The sequence below is a fragment of the Sphingobium rhizovicinum genome (assembly GCF_042647625.1).
Lineage (GTDB): Bacteria > Pseudomonadota > Alphaproteobacteria > Sphingomonadales > Sphingomonadaceae > Sphingobium > Sphingobium rhizovicinum.
In genome coordinates this window covers 747894-772756 of the sequence record NZ_JBHRVU010000005.1, presented here as the reverse complement: position 1 = coordinate 772756, position 24863 = coordinate 747894, and the positions used below count along the sequence as shown (strand labels likewise).

Below are 24863 nucleotides of genomic sequence, written 5' to 3'. Positions count from 1 at the left end.
ATTGGCCCCACCCGCACAGGAGCCAGCATCATGACCTTTCCGTCCTCCATTCGCCCCGCCGTCGGCCAGGCGCTGATCAACAAGGTCTCCCGCCTTTTCAACGGGACGATCAGCGACGTCCTTCATGAGCTTTTCCAGAACGCTCGCCGTGCGGGCGCGAGCGCCATCCATGTCGCGCTTCGAAAGTCTCCGGACGGCGCCATATTGTCTATCCTCGATGATGGCTGCGGGATCGATGATCCAGCCACGCTGCTCACCCTTGGAGATTCAGACTGGCATGACGGGATCGTCAGCAGGGAAGACCCAGCGGGGATGGGGGTCTTCAGCCTAGCGGGTCACGATGTGCGGGTCCGGTCATCCTCCACCCTGTCCCAACAGGGTTGGGAAGTGCATATTCCGGTCGATGGCTGGCAAGGCGCCAAGCCGCTGGCGATCGGGCCTGCCGCCATCTCCGCTGGCACCGAGATCGAGATCCTCTTGCCTCCGGCCTGGGAAACCCAGCTTCCAATGGCGCTGCATAAGGCCGCCCAATATTTTCCGCTTCCGGTCTATTTTGGGGATGTCGAACTGGCGCGCGCTGACTTCCTTGCCGAGGCGGCTTATGTCGACACATGGGAGGGGTGCCGCATCGGCGTCTATCATGGCGGGACAAATGACGATCTAGCAGCGCCACGGATCAATTTTCATGGCGTGACTGTAGGGTGCCCGCTCCCATTTGTCAGCGAGACGGGGCGCCTCCTCAACTGGCGGGTTCGCGTCGATATCGTCGATGCGCCGGCACTCCAACTCGTTCTCCCCGCCCGCAAGGAGATGGTCGAAAATGATGCGCTGACCCGCTTACGGGTAGCGGTTGAAGCCGCCATTTTCCGGGCCATTGCGCGGGCGCCGTCTCACCGGCTTGCCTACAAGGCCTGGCTCCGCGCCGCTGAACTCGGTGTGATTTTGCCGGAAGCAGACCAGATCCTCAACGCCTGGGTGCCTTCGACCGCCGACAATGCAGGTGTCACCGTCGGCGCAGCTATCAGGAGCGGTCCCCGGATGTTGATGCCGGATCAGGAGCCGGATATCGAGCAGGCACTTGCGTGCGCCCTTCGGACTGTCTGGCCGGTCGGCGGGCGCCCGGTCCGTGCTGAGCCTGCCTTTGAGGGCTATAGCTGGTATGATGCGCTACCTCGAGTCGTCGGCTGCGCTTTCAGATTTCAGCGCGGTGATGCCAGCTATTGCTACAAAGCCGACAGCGAATTGCCTCCAGAGCTCGAATCGGGCGCGGTGGATTCGCTGGTCGCCGAACTTGCCATTCTTCCGAACGGCGACGTTGCCCCCAGCGCTGAGGTTTATGAGCTTCCGGCCGATATGCTGGCATGCAACAGCATGACCTACTCCGTTGAGGAAGCCATCATCCTTTTCGGTCGGCATGCCGATGTGCAGCCCGGTGCGCTCGCTTCCCTTATATTCGCCAGCCTGTTCTGCGCTGCCGACGATGGCGACTGCGATAGTTGGGAAACCCAGGCGCATGAATTTGAACAACAGGCCCGCCATCTCGCCAATCAGTTGCTGCTTGGGGAGGACGAAGCCCTTTTGGCGCGGCTGCGCGAAGCGGTTCACGAGAATGTGCAATGGCTCATTCCCAAAGGGCGGGGCCTGTCTTTGACCGTCCGCGAGAATGAATTGACCCTGGCTCTGCACTGAGCGGGCCAATTTTCATCCAAAGCTCGTGTTGAAGGGCGGATCGGCGCGTCTTCGTCGCTGATCGTCCTCCCAGGCCAGAGCGAAACTAGGTGGGCGTTTGCCGCCACATGAAGATCGCGAAATCACCACTCCTATCAGGATCGAGGACCGGCCATGTCCCGGATTATTGAAACCACGGTCTACCAGCTCGACGAACTGGACGCCTCGGCCCGCGAGCGGGCGCGTGACTGGTTTCGGCGCGATGCCATCGATGAGGATTGGTATGAGTTCCGCTTCGCGGATTTCGTGTCTGTCTGCGCCATCCTCGGGATATCGCTATCGACCAAGTCGGTTCGTCTAATGGGCGGTGGATCTCGCGCTGCGCCGAAAATCTATTTTTCGGGCTTTTCGAGCCAGGGCGATGGCGCCTGCTATGAAGGCGGCTATCGCTTTGCGCGCGACAGCGTCGGGCGCCTGCGAGCTTATGCGCCGCAGGACGCTGACCTCCATGCCATCGCCAACCGACTCCTCGACGTTCAACGCCGCAATTTCTACCAGCTCAGGGCGGAGATCCGTCATGCCGGTCGATACTGCGATGAATATAGCATGCAGATCGCGGTCCGCCGGGAAAGCGCGACGGGCCAGGATATGAGCGACGCGGACGAGGAGATCGTGATCGACGCGCTTCGCGATCTTGCCCGTTGGCTCTACCGCCAGTTGGAAGCCGAATATGATTTCATCACGGCGGACCAGCAGATCGATGAGGCGATTCGCGCCAATGGCTACAGCTTCACCGAAGATGGTCATCGCTTCGGCTGACATCGGGCCGATGTGTCGTTGGTCAGTAGCTGTCATGAGCCAGATTATTCGGGCTGGAATTTTCTGCTATAATCGATATATGTAATTCACTGAATAGCGAAACTAGGACGGTGCTCATGGTAGCTGCCTCTGCGATCGACAAGCAAGCCAGTTCCGGCGCGACTCGCCGTGGACGGGGGAAAGGGCGCGCATTTTATGCCTCCCAAGGGCTGGCCGCTTCGACAGTCGGGGACGGCCGTGTCCTGGTCGATCTCTCAATGGGAGGCGCTGGCAATCTTGAATTGCTGAAGAATGCGCTCGCGTCCTTGAGTCCTCAGGCGACCGGGGCCAAGGCGACCGACGATGCGGCCAAGCAGCTTGTCGCTGCATTGGAGAAAGTTGCCGAGCGCTATCTGAGCGACGCCTTTGCCGACGAGTTCGCCAAGTTGATCTCGGAATATCGCGTCATGCTGCGGGAAAATCTCGCCAAGGCCGATGATGCGCCGCTCAAGGCTGCGCTCAACCGCGCCCGGCTTCAGGAGCGCATCCTCGCCAGCACGCAGATGGCGGATCAGGCTGAGGCCTGCCAATTGCTGGGGCTTTCTGGCGCGAACCCCTCGGCAACGATGAAGCGCAAGGAGGAGCGCAACGAACTGCTGCGCTTCACCGTGGACGGGCGAGCCGTCTACCCGCTGCTGCAATTCGATGTCGAAGGCCGTCGCATCTACCCGGCGATGAGGCATATCATCGCGGCGAAGCCCGCTGACTGGAGTGATTTCCGGCTGCTGCACTGGCTGACGCGGGAGCATCTCGATTTCGATGAGACGCCGGGTGTCGCGCTCGGTAGTGATCCGCAGGCCGTTATCGCCGCCTTCGAGCGGGAAGCTGAGCCTGCGGTCCACGGCTGATGCGCTTCAGCATCAAGATTCCCCAGCCCGCCACGATGAAGGTCGGGAAGGAGGACTATCATCTGCTGAAGGCGGGGACGCCACTGCACCGCATTCACCCCAAGGCCTTCGGATCGACGCAGTTCAACGACAGCGACAAGGGGAGTGCCCGCTTCTCGCCGATTCGCGGGGCAGGCGGCGCGATCATCCCGACCATCTATGTGGGGCAATCGTTCGAATGCGCAACCTGCGAGATCATCCTGCGTTGCCCGGACACGCCCCCACGCGTCCGAACCTCGGTCGCGCCGCCAGACATCGTCTATCCTGCGGACTATCGGCGGCACGCCCACAGCGAGGTCCGCACCACGCAGGATCTGAATCTCGTCAGCGTCACTGCCACAGGGCAGCGTAAGATCGGTATCAGCGGTAACGGTCTCCTGGCCGGGCCCAGAAGCACCTATCCGGTCACGCGCGGTTGGGCAGAGCGCATTCATGAGACCTGCCCATCGGCGCAGGGGCTTTACTACACCTCCTATCAATATGGTCCCGAGTTCGCCCTGTTGCTCTTTGGCGACCGCGTGCCCGGCAATATCCTTGAAGCGGTCTCGACGCGCTCCATCGCTGATCCGGTCTGCCACGCTGAAATCCAGAAGATCGCCGACGCGCTCTCGATCGACTATGAAGATGTATAGGACCGCATCGGCCTGATCTTCCTCGGCGCTGTTCTTTGTCGCGTCGACAGCTCTGATCGCTTCCTTCCGGGACGCCACATGGCGGCAGCTTCACCGCGTCCGCTTCAGGATCGGCCACCCCCAAAATCCTGCTCATTGAGGAGCATCGTCATGCATGGACCGCCGTCACTTGAACGGCCAGGCGAGGATGCCCGTCTGGCCGGCAGACCTGTCGTGGCCGCCTGGGGCATGGGAGTCGATAGTACCGCCATGATCATCGAATGGGTTTCGCGGGGGTTTCCCCTATCCGTGGTTCTCACCGCAGATACGGGAACCGAGCGCGAGGAGACCTATGCCTTCGCGCCGATCTTCCGGCATTGGCTTGATCGACATCATATCCCCCATCATGTCGTTCGCTATGTTCCCCGCCGCTTCAAACATTGGCCGCCCTATTTCTCCCTGCTGGAAAACTGCCTCACCAATGCCACGCTGCCGTCGATCAGTTTCGGGCGGCATAGCTGCTCCCAAAAATGGAAGATCCAGCCGCAGGACCAATGGGTCAGCGAATGGGAGCCGGCACAGGCAGTCTGGGCTCGCGGCGACAAGGTCATCAAACTCATCGGCTATGACAGTTCCCCGGCCGACAGCCGGCGTTATGCCCATCGGGAAGGGCATGTCTGTGACCTTTACGACTATCTCTATCCCTTGCGGGAATGGGGCTGGGACCGGGACGCCTGTGTCGATCGCATTCGCAGAGAAGGGCTGCCCGTACCGATCAAGTCGGCGTGCTGGCTGTGCGCCGCGCAGAAGACGAGCGAGCTGGAAACGCTGCCTCCCTGGTGTCTGCGGCTGATCGTGTTGGTCGAAGCGCGAGCGGCTCCCCGCTTGCTGACGGTTGAGGGCCTCTGGCGCAGTTCCACTAAGGCGCGCCCAGGATCGATGACCCAGTTCATCCGTCAGCGCGGACTTCTTCCATCCTCGGAGATCGACGCCATCATCGGCGGCGCTTCAATCGACCTCATCGATTTTCAGCGCGTCGCTGCGGACATCCCGCTCGCCGAGCGCCCGACGATGCGCGACTGGATCGAACGCTTCAATGAGGGCGTTGATCGGCTCGCCGCCTGAACAGGTCTGGCGGATCTGGCGACAACTCTCCTTGACCGGTCGATGCCGGTCCCACTTATTGGATGACCATGCGTCTTATGGATGAAATCGCCGCCCGAAGAATTTACTATCGCCGGCCGCTGCCCACGCTTCCTGATATTCTCCTGATCGATATTCCTCCCCGCTTCGCGGGAGAAGGGCTTGCGCTCGATCGCTATTATCCTGCGATCCTCGAAACGGTCGCAGAGGCTCACGAATTTGAGGCTTATCTCTTCGAGCGCCGCGCTTAGTTGGTCCCGCCCTCGCTCCTTGATCGACGTCCCTCAGCATTGCGGGTGGAGGAGATCGTCTTCGCGCGCTACGCGCCGCCGGCGCCCGACTGGCCATGGCTCCAGCTGTGCTGCTGGCCGCAGGCCTATACCCTGATGGTGCCTTCGCCCAATGATGATTTCGCACGCGGCGCCTATACCATCGAGGCCTTCACCAGCGTCGGGGAGGTGGACGCGGCAGAGCGCATTCTTCTCGCCACGCTCGGCCCCCATGAGGCCCGGCATGTCAGATCCTTGCACAGCTTTGGGGGCAACGCCTGAGTTGCTGGGCCGAGGAGAGGACGGCGCATCGAGCGCCTGCCTTCCCCCTACCAGGGCCTCTTTTATTGGCGGAGAATTTCCGCGATCGGCCGCGCCATGTCGGCCCTCTTCTTCATCAGATCGGCAAGCCAGCACAGATGCGCGGCGGCGTCTGCCAGCGGAAGCTCGCACACCTCCTCGAACAGCTCGCGCTGATAGTCGAGGTCGCGTTCAAGGATGTCCCGCAGCCTGTTGCGGGCCGGGCTGTCGTCATCCATGACTTCGGCATTGGCTTCGCGCGCGGCATCGAGAAAGGCTTCGGCCAGTTCCTGGGCCTCATAATATCCGCCATCCAGCCCCTCGCTGGAAGCGAGGCTCGCCAGCCTGCGGCGCACCAGCGGCAGGTCGGGATCGACCGTCGCATCGTTGAGCGGCAGGTTGAAATCATAGGAGGTGAGATAGTCACGGATCATGGGTATTTCCTTCAGCAGGAGAAGGAACATAAAATGAACAGGATTGCAATAGGCCTCCGGGCTGTGTCATGAGTCGCCCCATGTGCGCCTCGACTTTTTCGCTCTTTCCAGCTGCTCTCCGGTCGGCCGATCTGCCTTCGGCGAATATCGCAGGAGCCTCGCTGTGACCGACAGCAAGGCGCCCCTTCGTCTACGGGGGATATTGCGGTTCGGCGAACGCGGACCATGGCTTGAGGTCGAAGACGGCGCCGTCTGGCGGCTGGATACAACCGAGGATTTGCACGCCCATCAGGACCAGCATGTGCAGATCGAGGCGTGGCAGCGCGGGGCAAGCCTGCTCGAACTGCTGTGGATCGGGCCTGCATCCGTCTGATCATCCCCCGGCATCATGCCCAGGATTGCGGCTGTGCCTTGCCAGCTGTCGGTGGGGCGGGGGAGCGTAAACCTCCTGCGTAAGGTCGAGCCTGAAAGTTGATTGCCTCCGGCGGGTTGACGGATGCCCGTCTTCGCCGGGCACCGGGCTCTATCTCCGCTCCGCTTCGACCAAGCCCCCTTCGGGGTCTTGGCGGCTGACGCCGTAACGATCCCTTCCGCGGGGGTGGTGGAGAGGTCGGCATTCTCCCGCTGACGTCATTGGTGCCGCGCGACCTGCGCTAGTCAGGCTTCGCCTAAGGAATCGCGCTTCGCGCGATGTGGTTCGTGGAGCCGGCCGCCAAGCATCACCCCCTTCGCCGCCCTCACAGGTTCCGCGCGTTGCAGAACCGGTTTCGGCCACAACGAGTTGCGTCGGAGCCAAGCTCCGCCAGGCGAAAAGGGGCCGGCGGCGTTTATCCGTTTCAGCGGCGGCGCCGGCCCCTTTTCGCCAGGCTACACTAGGCCCCTCCCGTGCCTGTTGTGGCCAAGAGCCCGGTCCTGCGCCTTCGGACCTGCGAGGGCGGCTCCGGGTGCGATGACTTGTCAGCCGACCCACGCTCCCTCTCCTTCGACAAGGAATCGGCCGCAGGCGGCCGATGCGTCATTTTGGCCGCTACGCGGCGGTCTTTGTGCTCGGGCTCACCAAGTACGATGAGAAATCTGTCAATAAATCAATGTGATAGAAGCAATGGAGGGAAGGGGGTAAGTTAAAAATGCGGATGGGAAAGGAAACCAAATCCGCATTTTGGATGAAAGGATGAAGTCATGAAGATCGGTAGCTTCAAGTTTGATGAACGCATCAACGATATCGTCGGCAAGATCGCCACGCGCGAACTGCATTTTCCTTATCTTATCATGCGCAAGGTCACGGACAGGCAGAGCGACGCCGCCCCGCTCTATGAATTGTTCGAGACGAACCGTGCGGGCGATGAAATCCAGATAGGCGCGGTCTGGGAACGCAAGATGAACCGCAGCGAGGAGAAATTTCTCTCCGGCATGATCGACGATCCGAGCTTCCGCGAGCCGCTGCCGATCGCCCTTTTCGGGGATGAACGCAACGGCTTCGACGTCCAATGGCGGCGCGAGCGTGACCGCGATGCGCAAAGCGGCGGCTTTGGCGGACGGTCAGGCGGCGGTTCGCGTCAAGGGGCCGGCGCTGGCAGCTATGGCGGACGGCAGGGCGGCGGTTTTGCGGGCGGCAGCACCGCAGGGCAGGGCGGCGAATATACCGGCGGCGGCCCGCGCGACCTTGACGATGAGGTGCCGTTCTAGGGCCGACAAAGACGGGCCGGGAAGCGCCGTCACGCTGTCCCGGCCCTGAACCGTCATCCTCTCAGCAAGGAGCAAATCCCATGAGCAAGCCAACGGCCTCCCGGAGCGTTAGCAGCTTTTCCGACCTGCCGGAACTCTACGCCCAACTCATCGCCACGCCTGATTTTGAAGCCTCGTTCGGTGATCCTCTCCCGCTCACCATCATGGAGCGCGGCGAGGAACCCGCCGAATATGACATGCCCGAACCCATCGCCGCGCAGGCGGAATGCGGCGGCATCATCGCATCGATTTTCGACCTTTTAACCGATACCCGGCTGGAGGCGCTGGCCCCCGAAGTCGCATGGGGCATGGTCAATTCGTTTCACTTTGTCGCGGGGAAACTTGAGCGGCGCGAGGATCAGCTTGCCGACAATCTCCGCGATATGGCGCGGCGGTTGGAACCGGGCGAAGTCTTCATGAAGGAACTGGAGGATACGCAGACCGAATGCCAGTCCATAGCCGAGCAGCGCGCCGCCATCGAGGCGATGCGGGACTATGCCGCCGCCATGTATCGCACCTGCTGCGGCCGCCCATGGTCCCCGGCACGCGGATCGCGGGCGTCCCACGTCACGACCGCAAGCCAGATTTCCGCGCTCGACTTCCTGCGCGTCCGGGCGGAAAAGCGGCGCGAGCGCTACGAACCGCAAGGCCCCATCGTCGTCGTATCCGGCCCGCAGAACTGGCATGACGGGCGCATCATCTGGAACCGGCTTGACCAGATCAAAACGCGCATCCCGCGCATGTTGCTTGTTACCACCGGGCAGCGCTTGGGGGTTGATGCCGCCGCCGCCGCATGGGCCGCGCAAAGGGGCGTGCCATGCGTCACTTTCGGCATCTATGGACGCGGGAAAGGCGCGGGCTTCAAGCGCAATCGCGATATTGCCGCGCTCATGCCGGTTGAGGCGATCCTGTGCGAAGGATCGGGCATACAGGCAAGCCTCTATGAACTGTTCAACCCGCAGTCCGGGCATCGCGTGCCGACGCATGTTTTCTTGGCAAGCGAGCAAGCGCCGGATGCACCGATAAGGCGCAAGCGGCGCGTGATACCCGCTTAAACCGGACGGCATAAGTATGAGGGATCGGCGCAGAGCAGCGCGCCGGTCCCTTTTTTGTGCCTGCGGCACAAGCGGAGAAAACCCGAACGGTTTTCCCCGCGCCGCTCCTTTTGCCGGGCGTTCCGCCCGTCAACGTCGCTCCCCCTTCCGCTATGGCTGAACCACCAATAGCGCCTTGCCGTCGCCATGGGTCGCGCCGCCCTGGGGCGGCTTCGGTCGGACCTCGCCAGGCTTCTTCGTTGGCGTTGGCGCAGTCGCGGCGCTCGCATCCGGCATCGCCTTTAGTGCTGCTATCGCAGCACTGCCGCCGACCCGGATGGCGTGCATCAGTATGTCCCGAAATTCCCGTTCGCTTAGCCTTTCGACGGCCAGTTCTGTCGCCAGCTTTCCATATTGGGCGCGCAATCCACGGCGCACCGTTTCCGCCTCTTGGGCAAGGCTCTGTTGATCGGCCTCGATCTTCGCGAGCCGTTCGCGTTCCGTCATCTTGGGCATGTATCGACTCCTCATTGCAAGGGGTCTGCCCGCCGTCACTCTCTATCCATCAAGGAGCAGACACTTGCAACGACCTTCCCCATATTTGCCGCGCTGGCGCGCGGCGGACGCTTCCCGCACGGGGAGGGCCGCCCACGCCTGTTGGGAGCGGACGCAGCGGCCGAGCGCTGCGCAGGGCGGACGCACGGCCCCAAGGCCGGTGTAATGCACCCTACGCACGGGTGCTGCGGCGAAAAATGGCCTATAATCAATGATATATGGTCGAATACGGGTATTCGCCGCACAGCAGAATTTGTGGTCCATGGCCCACAAGCCGCGATCGGAAGCCTTACAACCCGCAGAAATCCGCCATTTTCGCGTGGAATACATGTATTCCACGCGATCGGTTTGAACCGGAGCGGAATCAAGGGTATAAGGGCAGCGCTTCACGACATCCGCAGGGCTCCAGCTACTGGAGCAACCCTGTGGTCAAAGTTAATTTCAGGATCGAAGAGGGGCTCCATGAGCGCCTCGTTCGGCGCGCTGCTGCCGCCGACCTCAGCCTATCTGAGTTTGTCAGGCTGGTTCTGGCGCAGGCAGCCGAACCCAATCGCGGCTATATCTTCTCATCCAAGGATGAGATCCTTGCCACCAGCATCCAGATCCTATCCATCCTTGTCGTCGCAGTAGGACGGCGCTCGCCGGAAGCCGTCGAGCAGGGTATGGCTGAGGCCCGCGCACTCCTTGCCGAGAGGGGACTGCTCGATCCGGAACTCGACCCAAATCGGGGTGCGCGGGAGGTGCGGCGATGAGCATCTTCCGCAACGATACGCTCGGCTCCTGGACTCGCGGCGGCCAGGCCATCGTCCACAATGTCCGCATGACCACCCAGGTCTTTTTCCAGACCATGTCGGCCTGTCTCGTGCTCTGGGTCATGGGCATCCTCTGGTATTGCTTCGAAACCCTGACCGCCTATCAGCGCTATGTGCTGGTCCAGCTGGCGCTCGCCGAATTCCGGAAAGACGCGACCCGCGGCGCCGCCGATCCGGTCCAGTTCCAGACACCCGGCGGTCACAAATATTGGACGACCGCTGAAGCCCTGCTGAACTCTGGTGTCGCGCGAAAGACGTTGGAGGCGGGCGAGGCCGCTCTCATCACTGGTTCTCTTGTCGGAGGCATAGGCGCCGCTCTCGCACTTGGCTGGGCCTGGTATTATTTCACGCGGACCGGGCGCGGTCTGGGGTCGAACCAGTTTCTCCGGGGCGCGCGGTTCGGAACCGTCGGATCGATCCGGCGGCTCCTGCGCCGATACCGGAAGGGCAGTTTCACCATTGGCGGCGTGACGATGCCGCACGCATTCGAGCCGGAGCATATCGTTCTGTGCGGCGCGCCTGGGACAGGCAAGACCAACATCATCACGACGATGCTGGAGGGCATCAGGAAGAACGGAAAGCGGGCGATCGTCTATGACACCGCCGGCTCCTTCGTGGAGAAATTCTACCGACCGGGGAAGGACATTCTCCTCAATCCGCTCGATCAGCGAACCGACCATTGGTCGCCCTGGGTCGATGTCCCTCGGGAATATCATTATGACCAGATCGCCCAGTCCACGATCCCCGATAAGGCAGGTGACCCTTTCTGGGCGAAGGCCGCACGCGGGACGCTGGTCGGCGTCCTGCGCAAGCTCGCCAGGCAGAAACACACGCTGGTCTCCATTCTGCTCGACCGCCTTCTTCGTTCGGGGTTGAAAGACCTGGTTGCCTTCGCCGAGGGAACCGAGGCGGCGGCCTTCATCAGCATGGAAGGAGACCGGACCTCCGCCGGCATCCAGGCGGAGCTTGCTTCGATGATGCGCAGTTTTGCCTATCTCGACGACACGACCAACGGCTTTTCGATCCGCAGCTGGGTTGAGAATGAGACGGACGACAGTTGGCTCTTCATCACGGTGAAGGCTGACCAGCTTCCTTCCCTGCGACCTCTCATCACCGTCTGGATCGACATCGCGATCGGCGCCATCATGAGCATGAAGCCCGACCCCGAGCGGCGGCTCTATTGCATCATCGATGAGCTTCCGACGCTCCAGCGGTTGCCCTCGCTCAGCGACTTCCTCGCCCGCGCGCGGAAATATGGGGGCTGTGGCATACTGGGGTTTCAGTCCTATCCCCAGCTCGAAGCCACCTACGGCATTCAGGATGCCGCGGCGATCACCGGCTACTGCTCGACCTGGATTGCGCTGCGCGCCAACGACACGCCGACGGCGAAGCACGTCTCGGAAAATCTGGGGCAGGTCGAGCAAATCGAAGCCAACGAAGGCATGTCCTACGGGGTCAATGACATGCGCGATGGGGTCAACCTGTCGCGGATGCAGGTGACCCGGCCGCTGGTGATGCATACGGAGGTGACGAACCTTCCCAACCTGTCGGGCTTCCTCCGCTTTGGCCGCGACCTTCCGGTCATCCGATTCGCCGATCGGTTCAATCCGATCGCGAATGTAGCGCCGGCATTCGTCGAGCGGACCAAGCCGCCGATCCGCCTCCCTTTGGCAGATGAGATCATCCAGGCCGCGCGCGCTGCCGCGGAAGAACAGGCGGAGCAAAGTGGTCGGACGGGTCGCGGCAGCCGAACGAAGACTGTCGGCAAGCGCGGATCGCCGGCGCGGCCGCAGGCGGCCCCTCGTTCCGGTACGCCAGCACCGGAGTTGCCGCTCGGGCAGCCCCCGCAAGCCTCACCCCCAGACGGCAAGCGGGAGAAGGCAGTATCACCGAGCCCCTCCATGCTGGGCGCTCGCGCTGGCGCGCGCACGGTTCCGCTGTTGAGCCATGGCCGCGTCAATGAAACCCCGGGAGAGGCTGATCCGGCATGATCCATCCTCGCCGCCTGTCCGGCTCGGCCGGTAACATCGCCCGCTACTATACGGTAGGCGACTATTATACGAAGGGCTCCGACGAACATAGCGAGTGGGCCGGGAAGATTGCAGCCGAACTAGAGCTGGAGGGCGCTGTCGATCCGGCCATGTTCCGGGAGCTGCTGGCGGGCAGGGTGGCCGGTGTGCAGCTTGGCCGCCGGCGCGCCGACGGGACTATCCAGCATCATCCCGGATGGGACTTTGCCGTCAATGCACCCAAGTCGGTCTCGATCATGGCCCTGGTTGCCCAGGACAAGCGGGTGCTTGAGGCGCATGAGCAGGCCGTGGGGGAGGCGATCGGCTGGTTGGAGGAACATGCCGCTTTTCGCTATCGGAAGCAGGGTGAGGTCGTTCACGAGACGACCGGCCGGATCATTGCCGCGCGCTTCACCGAGCATGCCAGCCGTGAACTCGATCCCCATCTCCATACCCATGTCGTCGTGATGAACATCACCGATCGGCAGGATGGCGCGCCCATGACCAGCATGGAAACCCGCGCCATGTTCGCCGAACAGATGGTCGCCGGGCAGATCTATCGCAATGGGCTTGCCCAGAGGCTTCATGCTCATGGCTTTGAACTGGAAACCGATCCTCATCGGGGGCTGTTCGAAATCAGGGGCGTGCCCAAGAGCCTGATCGCAGAGTGGTCCAAACGTGCTGAGCAGATCGAGGCCCATGCGGAGGAACATGGTCGCAAGGGTCAAGCCGCTCGCGTCGCTTCCTTTTACCAGACCCGCAAAGCCAAGCAGAAGACGACGATCGAAGGACTCCGCGAACGCTGGGACAAGGAGGCCGGTCCACTCATCGAAGTGCTCCATAAGGTGAAGGACGCCGCTGACCATGACGGGGTGATCGACCATGAGGCCAATCGCCCCATTGCGGGCCGCGCCGCGCTGTTCGGCATCCGGAACAAGGAAACGCGCGAGGCCGTGAATAGCCAGGGGCAATTGATCCGAACAGGTCTCGCTGCCCACGTCGGGGAAGTGAGTCTTGGCGATGTCCGTCCCTTCATCAGGGAGCATGAAGACCGGGAGAAGCTTCTCGTGACGCGCACCCAGACCGGGGACGCCGTCCTGACGCGCGGGCGAACGACCCGCGCGACTGCCCGGCTTGAGATTGCACTGTCCAAGCACCTTGCCCTCTCATTGGATGACACCCGGCCTCTGGCTTCGACCGATCGGCTGCTGTCAGTGCTGGAAGGGGAGGCGCTTTCCTCGCAGCAAGAACGGGCGCTCGCAAAGCTGGCTACGTCCCGCGACCGCTTGATCGGGGTCCATGGTGTGGCGGGTTCGGGCAAGTCGACCCTCGTCAGGGCATTGGTGAAGGCAGTAGATGCGGATGTTCGAGTGCAGGCGCTGGCGCCCACATCCTCCGCGGCGGCCGAGCTTGGCGTCAAAGCCAATATTCCATCCCAGACGGTCATGAATTTGATCGTTTCGGGCGGGCGTAAACTCGACGCGCGCGACCTTCTGGTCGTCGATGAGGCGGGGCAGCTCAGCAACCGTCAGGCGTTACGGCTCCTGGAACTGAGCCGGGATACCGGGGCCAGAATCCTCTTTCTTGGCGATAACAAGCAGACGGGTGCGATCGAACAGGGGAAGGCATTCTGGCTTCTCCAGCAGCTTGGCTTGCCCAAAGCCGAGCTTACCGAGGCGATCCGACAACAAGATGAGAAGATGAAGAAGGCGGTCAAGGAGGCGCGCCTAGGCGAATATGCGCGAGCGATCGGCTTTCTCGACGGCGTGGTGAGCGGAGACAAGGCGAGCAAGCTGGCGAAGAATTTGGTCGATGCATGGATGGATCTCGCTCCTGAAACGCGAAGCGCCACCAACATTCTCGTCCTCGACAATGCGACCCGTATCACCGTCAACGCCAACGTTCGGCGCGGGCTTCAAAAGGAAGGGGTGATCGCGGCTGAGGAGACACCTTTGAAAATTCTGGCGCCCGCCGGCCTCACCAGCGAAGAACGCCGGATGGCGCGCCTATACTCCAAGGGGCAGGTTGTGATGTTTAACCGGGACATCGAACGGCTCGGTGTCGCTCGGCAGGCGGAATATGAGGTTACCGGATTTGGACGTGATGCCGGCGGTCGCGAAGTCGTCCTGCTGGAAGATCAGCAGGGGCGATCCTTGTCCTGGGATGCGCGTCGGACCCGCACCTCTCTGGTCAGCGTCTTCAATGTACAGGACCGCGGCCTCGCTTCGGGAGATCGCATCCAATGGCGTCTCGCGACGAAGGAGCTCGGCCTGAAAAATGCCGAGCGCGGCACGGTCGAGCGCATGGAGGGGGGAGTGGCGACGATCCGCTGGGACCGAACAGGAGAGGCAAAGGAGATCGACCTCTCACGATATAAGACCTGGGACCACGGCTATGCGGAAACCGTGTACTCGTCACAGTCGAAAACATACCCCAGGGTCTTTGTTCTCGCGCCAGTCGGTTCTCCCCTGGTGACCGGGCAAAATTTTTACACTGCGATCACGCGCGCGGAATATAGTGTGACGCTCTGGACCGAGGATCGAGCGGACCTCGTCGACAAATTGAAGCACAATAGCGGTCAGAAGACATCCTCCCTCGAAGGGTTGGATCTGATCAGGCGGAGCGGGACGGCAGCCCGGCTCGATCGAGAAGCAGTCCGCATCCAGAAAGAACGAGACCTCTATGACGTGCAGCGTCGCGAATTGGCCATCCTGCGCTCCGAGCGCCGAGGCTTTGTTAGGCGAGGCTTGGATAGAGAGGGCGACCGCAAGGGTCTGGCCGGCGCGGGGCTGCGCGCGACGGAAACCCTCACGGCACTCATCGAGCGTATGCTTCGGAACCAGCCGCAGCCGGAAATCGCCCAACCCAAGGCGCCCGACCGGACCGATGAGGTACGCCGGGACCGGGGGCGCGATCGATGATCGGCCGCCTTCGTGCAGTGCTGCTGACTGTCGGCGCGGCGGCCGCGCTCATCTGTGCGACTACCACCGCCAGAGCCGGGCCTGGGAGCCGAGACGACGTGGAGGCTGAGCAGGTGATCGATCAGTGCATCCGCCGGGCAGCGTCCGGACGATCGTGGCTTGAGCAAACCCTGCGGGCTTTGAGGAGGCAGGAGGGGGGATGGATTGGCGCGGAAGTGAGGAATGCGGACGGTTCGGTCGACCTGGGGCCGATGCAGGTGAACAGTTGGTGGATACCTCGTATCGCCCGGCTGATCGACCGAAGTAAGCCCCAGGTCAGATCGTGGCTTCGGGATGATCCTTGCTTCAATGTGGAGGCCGCCCGATGGATATTTCTGTCAGCGCTCCATGATGCGAAGGATTTCTGGCGAGCCGTCGGCATCTATCATAGCCCCACTCACTGGCGGCAGATGCGATACGCAAAGGGGATTGCGCTGATCATGGCGAACGACCGCCGCGGCCGCCCTGTGCCAAAAGCACAAGCGGACTGACGAACTGCGGCCCGCAGATAATTTTTGCGGATCGGAAGCATTCGCAGCCAGCCGCGATCGCGCACGCTAGGGCGGGGCTTTCCGTAGCGGGGGTAGGGAAATTGTCAGCGTCCAGGTTCACACGTCTCAAGCGATTGCGCCGTCAGCTCAATCTGGAGGCTGGCGAAGCGGCTGATCGCGGCGGCAAGAGCATTGCGGTCAAAGCCCGGCAGGCTGATGGAGTGATAGAACCAAGCCTGTCACCGGCCGCTCAACGACGGTTGATCCTTCTGCGCAAGGCGGGGGGATCTGGCGCCCGGTAACGGCCTTGGGCGCCGGCTCTCATGGTCGGATGCCCGCCAATGGCGATGATGGTTGGAAACACCACTTTCCGCGCCATGGCATCTCTGCCACTTTGGTTGGACCTATGGGGGTAGGAAAGCACTATGGTACGATCTGACCTGATTGACAGGATTGCCGAAGAAAATCCGGGTTTGAGCCAAAGCGAGGTCGAAAAGATCGTCGAGGCATTCTTCAGCGCGATCGTAGCCCAACTCAATGCCGGCGGCCGCGTCGAGCTGCGCGGCTTTGGTGCCTTCTCCGTGAGAAGCTATGATGCGCGGGCGGGGCGCAATCCCAGAACCGGCGAGACTGTCGCGGTGGAAGCGAAGAACCGACCATTTTTCAAGCCAGGTAAGCAGATGCTTGCTCGTCTGAACGGCGGCGACTGACCGGCCACAGTCTGGTCGTATCTGCGGTGAAAATGCGCTGCAATCGGCGCGGGCCTCCTACTTGCCCAGGAATGCCTCGACGCCTTCTTCACTGAGCGCATAGCGGAACGCAGCGTCCGCTTCGCGGTCGGTGTCGAAGGAGGCATCCCAGACCGTAGAGGTGCCGTGCTCGTTTACCACCTCAAGGGACCAACCCCGCTCGGTGGCAAGTCGGACAATGTTTATGATCAATCGCACCCCATCTTGCTTCACAGAGCGGCTAAGAGGGGATTCGATGAGTTCGGGTTCCGGGCCAAATTCCATATTGTGATACTACGAACCCGGCGCCCAGGTTTCAACGCTCGGACTTCTCTGTTCCCGCATCTTTTGTTCGATCCAACTCGATCATCGGCAGGTTCGGGCATGGACCCCGACCGGAGAATCGCGCGGGAGCACGCTCGGAAGTTGGTCCCGGAATTCGCATTATTGAGGACGGGGTTCAGGAGGTTGTGAACCTGCTTCAGCGCCAGGTTTCTTCCCAGCAAATGCCGGTAAGATCCAGAAGGTGTATTGAGGATTTATTGAGGAAATCGAGGAAGCGCGTCGCTAAGCCCTTGATTTCGTTGGTGACCCCTACGGGAATCGAACCCGTGTTTCAGCCATGAGAGGGCTGATGCAGGAATGGCATAGCCAAACCGCATGAAAAAGCGTTGTCTTCATCCTCTTGATAGCACTGATCGCAGCGTGTTTGCAAGATAAATATCGATATCGTTATGACAAAAATTGACATCGGGACAATAACGGTTCAAATGGTCTCATGAAGTTCAATTAGAATGTTGGTGGTAATGTTGAACTTCATAAAATGTAATTTCCAAAAATTTTCTATTTTTCAATATCGTGCGCAATGAATTTAAATCCTACTCCCGCAACCACTGTTATAGAACTACAATCGCCGCCCTTCGAGGCGGCGTTGTCGTTTGTGGCGTACGCCACAAGATCCGCAACCCTCGCGACAACCTCTGCCTCGGGACCGTTGGCGCCATCGGGATAGATCGTCACGCTCTCGATCAGCTGATCCATCAGTTCTGCAGCCTCGGTGCGGATGACGCTTTCATTGAGCGTCTCGCGTAGCGCGCCGATCTTCTCCCTGAATTTCTGCACCAGCACCGGATGGGGCAGGATCTGGGCGACAGGCTGCGCCTGTACCGAGCGCGCCAGACGGTTTTCCAAATCCGCCTTCTCCGCTTCCCGATCTGACAGCATCTTCATCAGCGTCGGGCTGAGTAGCCCGGTCAGCAGGTTGGCGGAGAGGTGTTCCAACTCTGTCTCGATCACCCCAAGGCGGCTTTTCAATGCCTGATCGCGATCGACCTGATTGCCGGTGATCTTCGCCACCTCGCGGTTAAAGGTCTCCATGAAAATCTTTGCGTGATCCTCGGTGAAGAGATGATGCTGGAGCACGGCCATGGCGGCTTGTTCCAGCGCGCCCTTGCGCACGGACAGCTTGTTGCCGCAGGTGCTGCACTTGATAAGCCCGGAGAGCAAATGCTTCTTGCGCTTGCTGCCTGCAGGCGAATTCGCGCTCGTTGGGCGCTGGCGGCGTTTGATCTCGGCGTGGACGGCTTCCCACAGCGCATCATCTATGATCCGCACCATCAAATGCCGGGACTAAACACTTAGCGCGTGATAATCAGGGCCAGGGGCGAGCCATATCGCAGCCCGATTTCGGATCAGCAGCGGTTCCCGACAAAGTTGGTGGAATGGTTCAATTCATCACCATCGGATGCAAGCAGCCAGTAGAATCTGAACCGCTATCTTTAGGCCTGCGTAAAATGATGATCGCGGCGAGGGCAGCCGCCATTGTAGGCAGACAATGCACGACCCGGATCGCCAGTCCACGCATCTCGTCGCCCGCCCAACTAATGGCCCAGAGCGCACAGCCGCCGCCCAATCCCATGGCCAGTTTCAGCGCGATGCTACTGATGCCGTAAAAGCTGGCAGCAAGTGGCGCCGTCTCTGCATCTTCACGCGCAACGTCGGCTACCATGGCGCGCAACAGCATGTAGTCTACGCCCCATCCGAGCCCTTTTACCGCAAGAATTACCGCCAACGCTGTCAATGCGGCCGATGGAACGAACATCAACGCCGTCGCGCAGGCGGCTTGCCAGCCATAAGAGGCCATCAATATGTGATGGCGGTCCATCCGCGCGCTTAACCGCCCCCAGAAAGGCAGCGCCACCATCGCGGCAACCGGCTGGATCAGCATCAGTGCGGCACCCCAGTGGTGCAGCGCAAGCGCGTCTTCGGCCAGGAACAGGAAACTGCTAGCGGCCGCCGCATCGGCGATGCCTGTTACCATGTAAAGAAGGAGGATCGGGCGTATCGCCGGCTTGCCCAGCAAGGTCATGTACAGGCGGAGCGGATTTGCGAGCTTGATAGACGGTGGTCGGACGTGCTCCCGGAATAGCATGATTGGCACCAGCACCGTCAGTGGCGCCACCACGGCGATAGCCCAGCCGAGCAGATACATCTCCATACGGAGCGATACGGCGAACAGGCGCTCCAGAGCAGCCAAAATGCCAAGCAGGCCAAGCGAACCCAGCAAACCGAACCATACTTTCGCGCCCATGATCCGCGTGCGTTGATGGCTGTCGTCGGACAGTTCCAGCCCCCAGCCGCCATGGGGCGTAATGATCAGGGAATAGCCGATATGCAGCAGCAGGCTCGCGCTGACGATCACCGTCATCGACGCGCCCATCGGCGCCATAAACAGCGGTGGCGCGCCGATGGAAACCAGAACGGCGCCCGCCGCCATCCAGGGCTTGCGCCGGCCCAATGGCGTATCGACCGTATCGCTCACCCAGCCGAGCAGCAGATCGGCCAGGGCGTCCAGCAGTCTTGCACCAAAGACAAGGGCGGCGATCGCGGCCAGAGCGATGCCAACATCCTGATGCAGGAAGCGTGGGAGATAGACGCGCCAGGTCATTTCGATCGCCTGAAACAACAGAACCGGCAGCGTGAAAGCCGCAAGACGTAGTCTCCCTATGCGCACGCCAGATGCCGGGCTGGCGCACCTGATGAGCGAGAGACGGAGAGTCGGCATTGCGCGCGGTTACGCGCTGACCATGACAGCCCCGTGAACAGTAGCGCTTTACAGGAGGGCTACCAACGCGGCCAGGTCTGCGTGAATTGCAACTCTTGCGTCATCGACGGCACTATCGGCATGGCGCCGCCCGACCGCGGACAGGAAAGCGGACATCAGAGCCGCTTCAAGATGGCTGGGATCTGGTCGATCAGGTCGCAGCATAATGAGCAGATGGCGGGATGTTGTTCCCCGCAGATAGCGTAGCTGAAGGCCAAAATGGCGCAGGGCCGGATCACGCGCGACCCCCAGATGAAGTGCATCCGTACCGCGTCCGCCCAACGACGCAGCCATGAAGTCGGCAAGACCATCCAATGCCGCTTCGGGATCGGCCTGGGCGATGGTGGCGGTACGGGCATGCAGGCGCCCGACAGCGCTGACATAGACAGCCTCGAACCCGACCTGTAGCAATTCGGCCTTGGTCCGCCGCTTGTGCGAAACAACGCCCAGCGTCAGTCCGGCCCGTTCCGCCACGGCGCGATGCGTGACAGCGGACGGGCCGGCTTCTTCGATCAGTGCGGCGGCAGCCTCCGCTATCTGGGATGTCGTGCCATCATGTTCGGGAGCGTCCGGCGCATTGGACAGTGCTTCAAGGCGAGCGAAATCGCGCCAGGGGGCAGGCGGTACGGGATGGCCGGTCAGCCATGCGCCCACGCCGCGCGCAAATTCGTCCAGACCGGCCCGATCCACGGCACGCCGCCATGCAATCATGTGCGTAAACGCTTCATTGTCGAAAAAATATTCGATCAGTGATGCCTGGGACTGCACGCCGAAATGGGCGCAGGCCTGCCGCCAGAAGGCCGACCATAGGAGGGTCCAGTCCGCGCGGACCTGTGCCGCAGCTTCGCTCTCGGTGCGCCACAATTGCCCTTCCCGCCACGCAAAGGCGATCGGTCTTTGTCCCGTCGCCCAGTCATCCACGAGCGTGGCGAAGAATGCGGGGAAGGCGGCTGCGCCGACCGACAGACCGTCCAACTGGGCGAGTCGGTCGGCGCACCACAGCCGAGCGCGCCCCTGCGCCTCTTCCTGCGCAACCAAAAACAATCGTTCTAGTGAGCCGAAGTGATGATAGATGGAGGATACGGGAACGGAGGCAGTCACAGAAATCTGGCGCGCGGACACAGCTTCACCGCCGCCATCCTCCCACAGCGTAAAAATTGCCTCTATCAGTCTGTTATAAGACGTTTTTTTATCTACTTCAGTCATGTAATCCCGTGGCACGCGTGGCGGCGATATGGCAGAACCATAGCAATGACTGGTCGAATGGGCGAGAATTTTCCGGCTCGCACGACCGTTCCATTTTCATGAACATTCGTCACAGAAGTTACATGCACTCGTTCTAGTTGCCCGGCGAACCAACCGGGGGACAGATTTCATGACCATCGCCGCACTTCTCCGATCGACCGCCATCTGCGGTGCGATCGTCCTGACCCAATCCGCCATTGCCGCCGACCAGCCCGTGACAGCCGCAATACCGGCGGCAGGCGAAGAGGATATGGGCGAGATCGTCGTCACCGGCGCCATCCTGTCGGCCCAGCAGGAATCGATCAGCCTGAAACGCGATGCGCTGAACCTGACCGACATCGCCGCATCCGATTCCGTCGGCCGCTTTCCCGACCAAAATGCCGCCGCCGCCCTGTCCCGCCTACCCGCCGTCGCGGTGCAGCGCGACCAGGGGCAGGAACGCTATATCCAGGTGCGCGGCGCGCCCAACCGCTGGACCAGCGTCAGCATCGACGGCATTCCGATGGTGGGCGTCGATGAAGGCGGCGACACCCGCGCCTTTCGCTTCGACGCCATTCCTGCCGTTCTCCTGTCGCAGATGGTCATCAACAAATCGCTGACCAGCGATCTTCAGGCCGACGCCGTGGTCGCCACAATCGACCTGCGCACCTATTCGCCGATGGAGCGCAAGGGGCTGCATGTGTCGGGCGATGCGGGTTATGGCATGATGGACCTGGGCGGTGGCGAGCAGCGCCAGGGATCGTTGCGCCTGTCATGGTCGAACGACAATTTCGGCGTGGTCGTGGGCGGATCCCACTATCGCCGCAAGCAACTGACCGACAATCGCGAAGTGGGCGCCTATGACGCCAAAGGCCCGACCGAGTTCGACGTGCGCCAATATGAGATCGAACGGTGGAACAACGGCCTGTTCAGCGCCGACGAAAAGAAGCGCGCCACCGCCGAACCGCTCTACACGCCCAGCGGGGCATCGCATTTGGTGCAGTTCTTCACCTATATCGACAGCGAATATGGCGGGTCGGAAGCCTATATGAAAAAGGCGTTGGGCCTGACAGATGCCGATATAAGTGGCCTGAAGGCTGTGATGCTTAACTGAGCTATCGGAGAAGCGCGGCATGCAAATGGTGATCAATCCAACTTGCGCGCTGCGCTTCCCATTTAATCAAATGAGCCTGCATCCACCCTATCCGCTTACAAATTCCCTCAAGGGCTCCCCGTCTATCGCCGAGCGAACAAGTCCATGTTTGCATCGCCCCATGCCTTGAGTGCCTCGATTATCGGTAGAAGGGTGCCTCCACGCTCGGAAAGACGATATTCGACCCGAGGCGGCACCTGCACGAATATTTCCCGCTCGATCAGTCCGTCCGCTTCCAGTTCGCGCAGTTGGTTGGTCAGCATGCGCTGCGTAACGGTCCCGCTACGCCGACGCAGTTCGTTGAAACGAACCGGCCCGTCCTGGAGATGATAGAGGATCACGGCTTTCCACTTGCCATCGATCAGGCTGATGGCGGCCTCCACCGCGCAGCCAGGCGCGCAGTCGAGGCGGGAATGGCGGGGCTTGACCAAGTTACGGTATCCTTTTTGACACTATAGGCAGATTTTGTGCGTATTACATGAAACTGCACTGCCACCACATAGGAACGGCAACTGCAAAAGGAAGCACTCTCATGCGTGCCATCGCCTATCATAATCCAGGTTCTATCGATCGGTCCGACGCCCTCGTCGATATCGAACTCACCCGTCCCGCTGCCACAGGTCGCGATTTGCTGGTTGCGGTGCAGGCGGTATCGGTCAATCCCGTCGATACCAAGGTTCGCGCCGGCGCCCCGCCATTTGATGGCCGGGCGGAGCGCATATTGGGGTGGGACGCGGCAGGCGTCGTTGAAGCCGTTGGAGCGGATGTCACGCGGTTCAAGGTGGGCGATCGCGTTTTCTACGCCGGCAATATCGCCCGCGACGGCAGCAATGCGCAATATCAGCTTGTCGACGAGCGCATCGTCGGACATGCGCCTTCCACGCTCTCGGCAGCGCAGGCGGCCGCATTGCCGTTGACGGCCATCACTGCCTGGGAGACATTGTTCGATCGGCTGCGGGTGCTAGACAAGGCCGGGACAGAGCCTGCCGCCATCCTGATCATCGGCGGCGCGGGCGGCGTCGGGTCGGTGGCGATCCAGATCGCGCGGGCGCGCACGGATCTCACGATCATCGCCACGGCATCACGTCCCGAAACGCAGGACTGGGTCCGCAGCCTGGGCGCGCATCACATCATCGACCATAGCCAGCCCATGGCCGCGCAGATCGCGGCTTTGGGGCTTGACGCGCCGGCCTTCGTCTTCTCGACCACCCATACCGACCGGCATCTGGCCGACATTGCCGATCTGATCGCGCCGCAGGGGCGTTTCGCGCTCATCGACGATCCTGCAAGCCTCGACATTATCGCTTTCAAGCGGAAGGCCGTGTCGGTTCATTGGGAACTGATGTTCACCCGGTCGCTCTTCGACACACCCGATGTCGCAGAACAGGGACAACTGCTTGAGGCGGTTTCTGCGCTGGTGGATCAGGGTGCGATCCGCACGACGCTGACACAGACAATGTCACCGATCAATGCGGCCAATCTGATCGCGGCGCATCGTCAGATCGAAAGCGCAACCACACGAGGCAAGATCGTGCTGGAGGGATGGAATCATGACTGATGCGGCTAAGGATGCCATGGTCCACCTCGTCGCGCGCCTGGTGCCGCAGGCTGGCAAGGCGGATGACCTCCTGCAAGCCGTGCTGGCGATATTGCCGCAGGTCCGCTCAGAACCCGGCTGCATCGCCTATCTTGCCCATGCCAGCCGGGATGAGTCGGGCGTGATCGTCATGATCGAGACATGGGCGGATCAGGCCGCGCTGGACAGCCATGCCACCGCTCCGGCCTTTAGCGGACTTGCCGCTCGATTCGCAGACCTGCTCGCTGCGCCGCCGTCGCTGGAACGCTTGCAGCGGATCGGTTGAGCGGATGTCTCAGGCCGTGCGCATCAACCGGCGCAGGGCCTGAGGCGGCTGTCCATAGTTGCGCATGAACACCTCGCGCATACGGCGCAGATCGATGAAGCCGACCTCACGCGCCACCGCTTCCAGGCTGTGGCGCGTGTCTTCCAGGAGAAGACGGGCCGCCTCCAGCCGCAGCTGTTCAACCGCCTTGGCCGGCGACTGACCGGTCTCTGCGCGGAAGGCGCGGCTGAATTGCCGAGGAGAAAGTGCCGCCACTTCTGCCAGTTCCTCGACCGTAAGGGCGTTTTGCAGATGACTGCGGGCATGCACGAGAGCCTTCTGGATGCGATCGCTGCTGGGAGCGAGGTCCAGCATCTCGCTATGCTGCGACTGCCCGCCGGCGCGGCGATGATGCATCACCAGGCGACGCGCCACCGATCGCGTCACATCAGCCCCCAGATCCTTCTCCACCATGGCGACCACGACGTCCAGGCCCGCCGTCAGCCCGGCCGACGTCCAGACGGATCCTTCATTGATGAAGATGCGATCCTCCTCGACCCGGACATCGGGAAAGCCGTCACGCATCATCCGCGCATAGGCCCAGTGCGTCGTGGCCCGCCGCCCATCGAGCAGGCCCATCTGCGCGAGCAGAAAGGCACCGGTGCAAAGCCCTGCAATACGGCGGGCAGGCAGGGCGGCAGCCTGGAGCGCAGCCAGGGGCTCCGCGTCCTGGGGTGGCGGCGGTATCAGCCCCGCCATCAGCAGCAGCGTGTCGACCGGCCCGGCCTCGCCAAGCGGGACAGTGGGGATTTCAAACCCGCTGGACGATGCAACCGGTCCGCCGCCGACCGAATAGATGCCGAGCGTATAGAAAGCGTCTTCCACCACCACATTGGCCAGTTCGAACGCGGCCTGCGCGCCAAGGGCCAGAAACTGGAAGCCCGGCGTCAGCACCATAGCGACATGCGGCATTTCTTCATCTCCATATGTCCTGAATCATGTCGTTATACGTCATTTAAGACAAGGTCCATCCTGTCCATAAAGGGGGTGTCGAAAGT

At 61.6% G+C, this 24863-nt stretch carries 26 protein-coding genes and 1 tRNA gene; 18 read left to right on the top strand and 9 right to left on the bottom strand.

The window, feature by feature from the left end:
• The first annotated feature begins 30 nt into the window (after nucleotides 1-30).
• From ACFOKF_RS22130 to ACFOKF_RS22100, 7 genes are all read left to right on the top strand, one after another.
• Entirely contained in the window at nucleotides 31-1689 is a 1659-nt protein-coding gene (locus ACFOKF_RS22130; protein ID WP_380798745.1) for an ATP-binding protein, read from the top strand.
• Between the two features lie 153 nt (nucleotides 1690-1842).
• Nucleotides 1843-2487 (top strand): antitoxin of toxin-antitoxin stability system, encoded by a 645-nt coding sequence (locus ACFOKF_RS22125; protein ID WP_380798744.1) that lies wholly within the window; start codon nucleotides 1843-1845, stop codon nucleotides 2485-2487.
• A gap of 116 nt (nucleotides 2488-2603) precedes the next feature.
• Nucleotides 2604-3374 (top strand): hypothetical protein, encoded by a 771-nt coding sequence (locus ACFOKF_RS22120; protein WP_380798742.1) that lies wholly within the window; start codon nucleotides 2604-2606, stop codon nucleotides 3372-3374.
• Nucleotides 3374-4045 carry an RES family NAD+ phosphorylase gene (locus ACFOKF_RS22115; protein ID WP_380798741.1) on the top strand — a complete coding sequence of 224 codons (672 nt, stop codon included), beginning with the start codon at nucleotides 3374-3376 and terminating at the stop codon, nucleotides 4043-4045. The genes ACFOKF_RS22120 and ACFOKF_RS22115 overlap by 1 nt, the downstream gene beginning before the upstream one ends.
• Before the next feature lie 288 nt (nucleotides 4046-4333).
• Nucleotides 4334-5149, top strand: a complete 816-nt coding sequence (locus ACFOKF_RS22110) for a hypothetical protein (protein ID WP_380798739.1) — start codon at nucleotides 4334-4336, stop codon at nucleotides 5147-5149.
• Nucleotides 5150-5226: 77 nt separating this feature from the next.
• Nucleotides 5227-5418, top strand: a complete 192-nt coding sequence (locus ACFOKF_RS22105) for a hypothetical protein (protein WP_380798738.1) — start codon at nucleotides 5227-5229, stop codon at nucleotides 5416-5418.
• 45 nt (nucleotides 5419-5463) lie between these two features.
• Nucleotides 5464-5718: a hypothetical protein gene (locus tag ACFOKF_RS22100; RefSeq protein WP_380798736.1), complete on the top strand. Its 255-nt coding sequence runs from the start codon at nucleotides 5464-5466 to the stop codon at nucleotides 5716-5718.
• Between the two features lie 62 nt (nucleotides 5719-5780).
• Here the strand turns inward: ACFOKF_RS22100 and ACFOKF_RS22095 are convergent, their stop codons facing one another.
• A complete protein-coding gene (locus ACFOKF_RS22095; RefSeq protein ID WP_380798735.1) occupies nucleotides 5781-6170 on the bottom strand; it encodes a hypothetical protein in 390 nt (129 codons plus the stop codon).
• 163 nt (nucleotides 6171-6333) lie between these two features.
• On the opposite strand from ACFOKF_RS22095, the gene ACFOKF_RS22090 reads away from it, so the two are divergent.
• The 3 genes from ACFOKF_RS22090 to ACFOKF_RS22080 all read left to right on the top strand — a co-directional run bounded on the left by ACFOKF_RS22090 (nucleotide 6334) and on the right by ACFOKF_RS22080 (nucleotide 8950).
• Nucleotides 6334-6543 carry a DUF5818 domain-containing protein gene (locus ACFOKF_RS22090; protein ID WP_380798734.1) on the top strand — a complete coding sequence of 70 codons (210 nt, stop codon included), beginning with the start codon at nucleotides 6334-6336 and terminating at the stop codon, nucleotides 6541-6543.
• 806 nt (nucleotides 6544-7349) lie between these two features.
• The gene (locus ACFOKF_RS22085; RefSeq protein WP_380798733.1) at nucleotides 7350-7856 is read left to right on the top strand and encodes a DUF736 domain-containing protein; all 507 of its coding nucleotides are present in this window, start codon (nucleotides 7350-7352) and stop codon (nucleotides 7854-7856) included.
• A gap of 80 nt (nucleotides 7857-7936) precedes the next feature.
• Nucleotides 7937-8950 (top strand): DUF2493 domain-containing protein, encoded by a 1014-nt coding sequence (locus tag ACFOKF_RS22080; protein ID WP_380798732.1) that lies wholly within the window; start codon nucleotides 7937-7939, stop codon nucleotides 8948-8950.
• A gap of 150 nt (nucleotides 8951-9100) precedes the next feature.
• Here the strand turns inward: ACFOKF_RS22080 and ACFOKF_RS22075 are convergent, their stop codons facing one another.
• Nucleotides 9101-9445: a hypothetical protein gene (locus ACFOKF_RS22075; RefSeq protein ID WP_380798730.1), complete on the bottom strand. Its 345-nt coding sequence runs from the start codon at nucleotides 9443-9445 to the stop codon at nucleotides 9101-9103.
• A gap of 257 nt (nucleotides 9446-9702) precedes the next feature.
• On the opposite strand from ACFOKF_RS22075, the gene ACFOKF_RS22070 reads away from it, so the two are divergent.
• The 5 genes from ACFOKF_RS22070 (at nucleotide 9703) to ACFOKF_RS22050 (ending at nucleotide 16466) form a co-directional block, all read left to right on the top strand.
• Entirely contained in the window at nucleotides 9703-10236 is a 534-nt protein-coding gene (locus ACFOKF_RS22070; RefSeq protein ID WP_380798729.1) for a hypothetical protein, read from the top strand.
• Nucleotides 10233-12287 carry a type IV secretion system DNA-binding domain-containing protein gene (locus tag ACFOKF_RS22065; RefSeq protein ID WP_380798728.1) on the top strand — a complete coding sequence of 685 codons (2055 nt, stop codon included), beginning with the start codon at nucleotides 10233-10235 and terminating at the stop codon, nucleotides 12285-12287. The genes ACFOKF_RS22070 and ACFOKF_RS22065 overlap by 4 nt, the downstream gene beginning before the upstream one ends.
• On the top strand, nucleotides 12284-15226 hold the full coding sequence (mobF, locus tag ACFOKF_RS22060; RefSeq protein WP_380798727.1) for a MobF family relaxase: 2943 nt from the start codon (nucleotides 12284-12286) through the stop codon (nucleotides 15224-15226). Before ACFOKF_RS22065 ends, mobF begins: the two co-directional genes overlap by 4 nt.
• Nucleotides 15223-15756 carry a lytic transglycosylase domain-containing protein gene (locus ACFOKF_RS22055; RefSeq protein ID WP_380798726.1) on the top strand — a complete coding sequence of 178 codons (534 nt, stop codon included), beginning with the start codon at nucleotides 15223-15225 and terminating at the stop codon, nucleotides 15754-15756. Before mobF ends, ACFOKF_RS22055 begins: the two co-directional genes overlap by 4 nt.
• Before the next feature lie 425 nt (nucleotides 15757-16181).
• The gene (locus tag ACFOKF_RS22050) at nucleotides 16182-16466 is read left to right on the top strand and encodes an HU family DNA-binding protein (RefSeq protein ID WP_380798725.1); all 285 of its coding nucleotides are present in this window, start codon (nucleotides 16182-16184) and stop codon (nucleotides 16464-16466) included.
• Nucleotides 16467-16523: 57 nt separating this feature from the next.
• Here ACFOKF_RS22050 and ACFOKF_RS22045 read toward each other — a convergent pair whose 3' ends face one another.
• The 5 genes from ACFOKF_RS22045 to ACFOKF_RS22025 all read right to left on the bottom strand — a co-directional run bounded on the left by ACFOKF_RS22045 (nucleotide 16524) and on the right by ACFOKF_RS22025 (nucleotide 20793).
• On the bottom strand, nucleotides 16524-16769 hold the full coding sequence (locus ACFOKF_RS22045; protein ID WP_380798724.1) for a hypothetical protein: 246 nt from the start codon (nucleotides 16767-16769) through the stop codon (nucleotides 16524-16526).
• A 300-nt stretch (nucleotides 16770-17069) separates the two neighbouring features.
• A tRNA-Glu gene (locus ACFOKF_RS22040) sits at nucleotides 17070-17137 on the bottom strand.
• Nucleotides 17138-17327: 190 nt separating this feature from the next.
• Nucleotides 17328-18101 carry a zinc ribbon domain-containing protein gene (locus ACFOKF_RS22035; protein WP_380798723.1) on the bottom strand — a complete coding sequence of 258 codons (774 nt, stop codon included), beginning with the start codon at nucleotides 18099-18101 and terminating at the stop codon, nucleotides 17328-17330.
• Between the two features lie 109 nt (nucleotides 18102-18210).
• On the bottom strand, nucleotides 18211-19548 hold the full coding sequence (locus tag ACFOKF_RS22030) for an MFS transporter (RefSeq protein ID WP_380798722.1): 1338 nt from the start codon (nucleotides 19546-19548) through the stop codon (nucleotides 18211-18213).
• A gap of 48 nt (nucleotides 19549-19596) precedes the next feature.
• Entirely contained in the window at nucleotides 19597-20793 is a 1197-nt protein-coding gene (locus tag ACFOKF_RS22025; protein WP_380798721.1) for a TetR family transcriptional regulator, read from the bottom strand.
• 169 nt (nucleotides 20794-20962) lie between these two features.
• Here ACFOKF_RS22025 and ACFOKF_RS22020 point away from each other — a divergent pair, with 169 nt between their 5' ends.
• A complete protein-coding gene (locus tag ACFOKF_RS22020) occupies nucleotides 20963-21925 on the top strand; it encodes a TonB-dependent receptor plug domain-containing protein (RefSeq protein ID WP_380798720.1) in 963 nt (320 codons plus the stop codon).
• Between the two features lie 122 nt (nucleotides 21926-22047).
• On the opposite strand, the gene ACFOKF_RS22015 is transcribed toward ACFOKF_RS22020, so the two are convergent.
• Complete coding sequence (locus ACFOKF_RS22015; RefSeq protein WP_380798719.1) at nucleotides 22048-22395, bottom strand: winged helix-turn-helix transcriptional regulator; 348 nt, start codon at nucleotides 22393-22395, stop codon at nucleotides 22048-22050.
• Between the two features lie 101 nt (nucleotides 22396-22496).
• Between ACFOKF_RS22015 and ACFOKF_RS22010 the strand changes: the two genes are divergently transcribed.
• Nucleotides 22497-23522 (top strand): zinc-binding alcohol dehydrogenase family protein, encoded by a 1026-nt coding sequence (locus tag ACFOKF_RS22010; RefSeq protein WP_380798718.1) that lies wholly within the window; start codon nucleotides 22497-22499, stop codon nucleotides 23520-23522.
• A complete protein-coding gene (locus tag ACFOKF_RS22005; protein WP_380798717.1) occupies nucleotides 23515-23826 on the top strand; it encodes a putative quinol monooxygenase in 312 nt (103 codons plus the stop codon). Before ACFOKF_RS22010 ends, ACFOKF_RS22005 begins: the two co-directional genes overlap by 8 nt.
• Before the next feature lie 9 nt (nucleotides 23827-23835).
• Here ACFOKF_RS22005 and ACFOKF_RS22000 read toward each other — a convergent pair whose 3' ends face one another.
• A complete protein-coding gene (locus ACFOKF_RS22000; protein ID WP_380798716.1) occupies nucleotides 23836-24777 on the bottom strand; it encodes a GlxA family transcriptional regulator in 942 nt (313 codons plus the stop codon).
• Nucleotides 24778-24863: the final 86 nt, after the last annotated feature.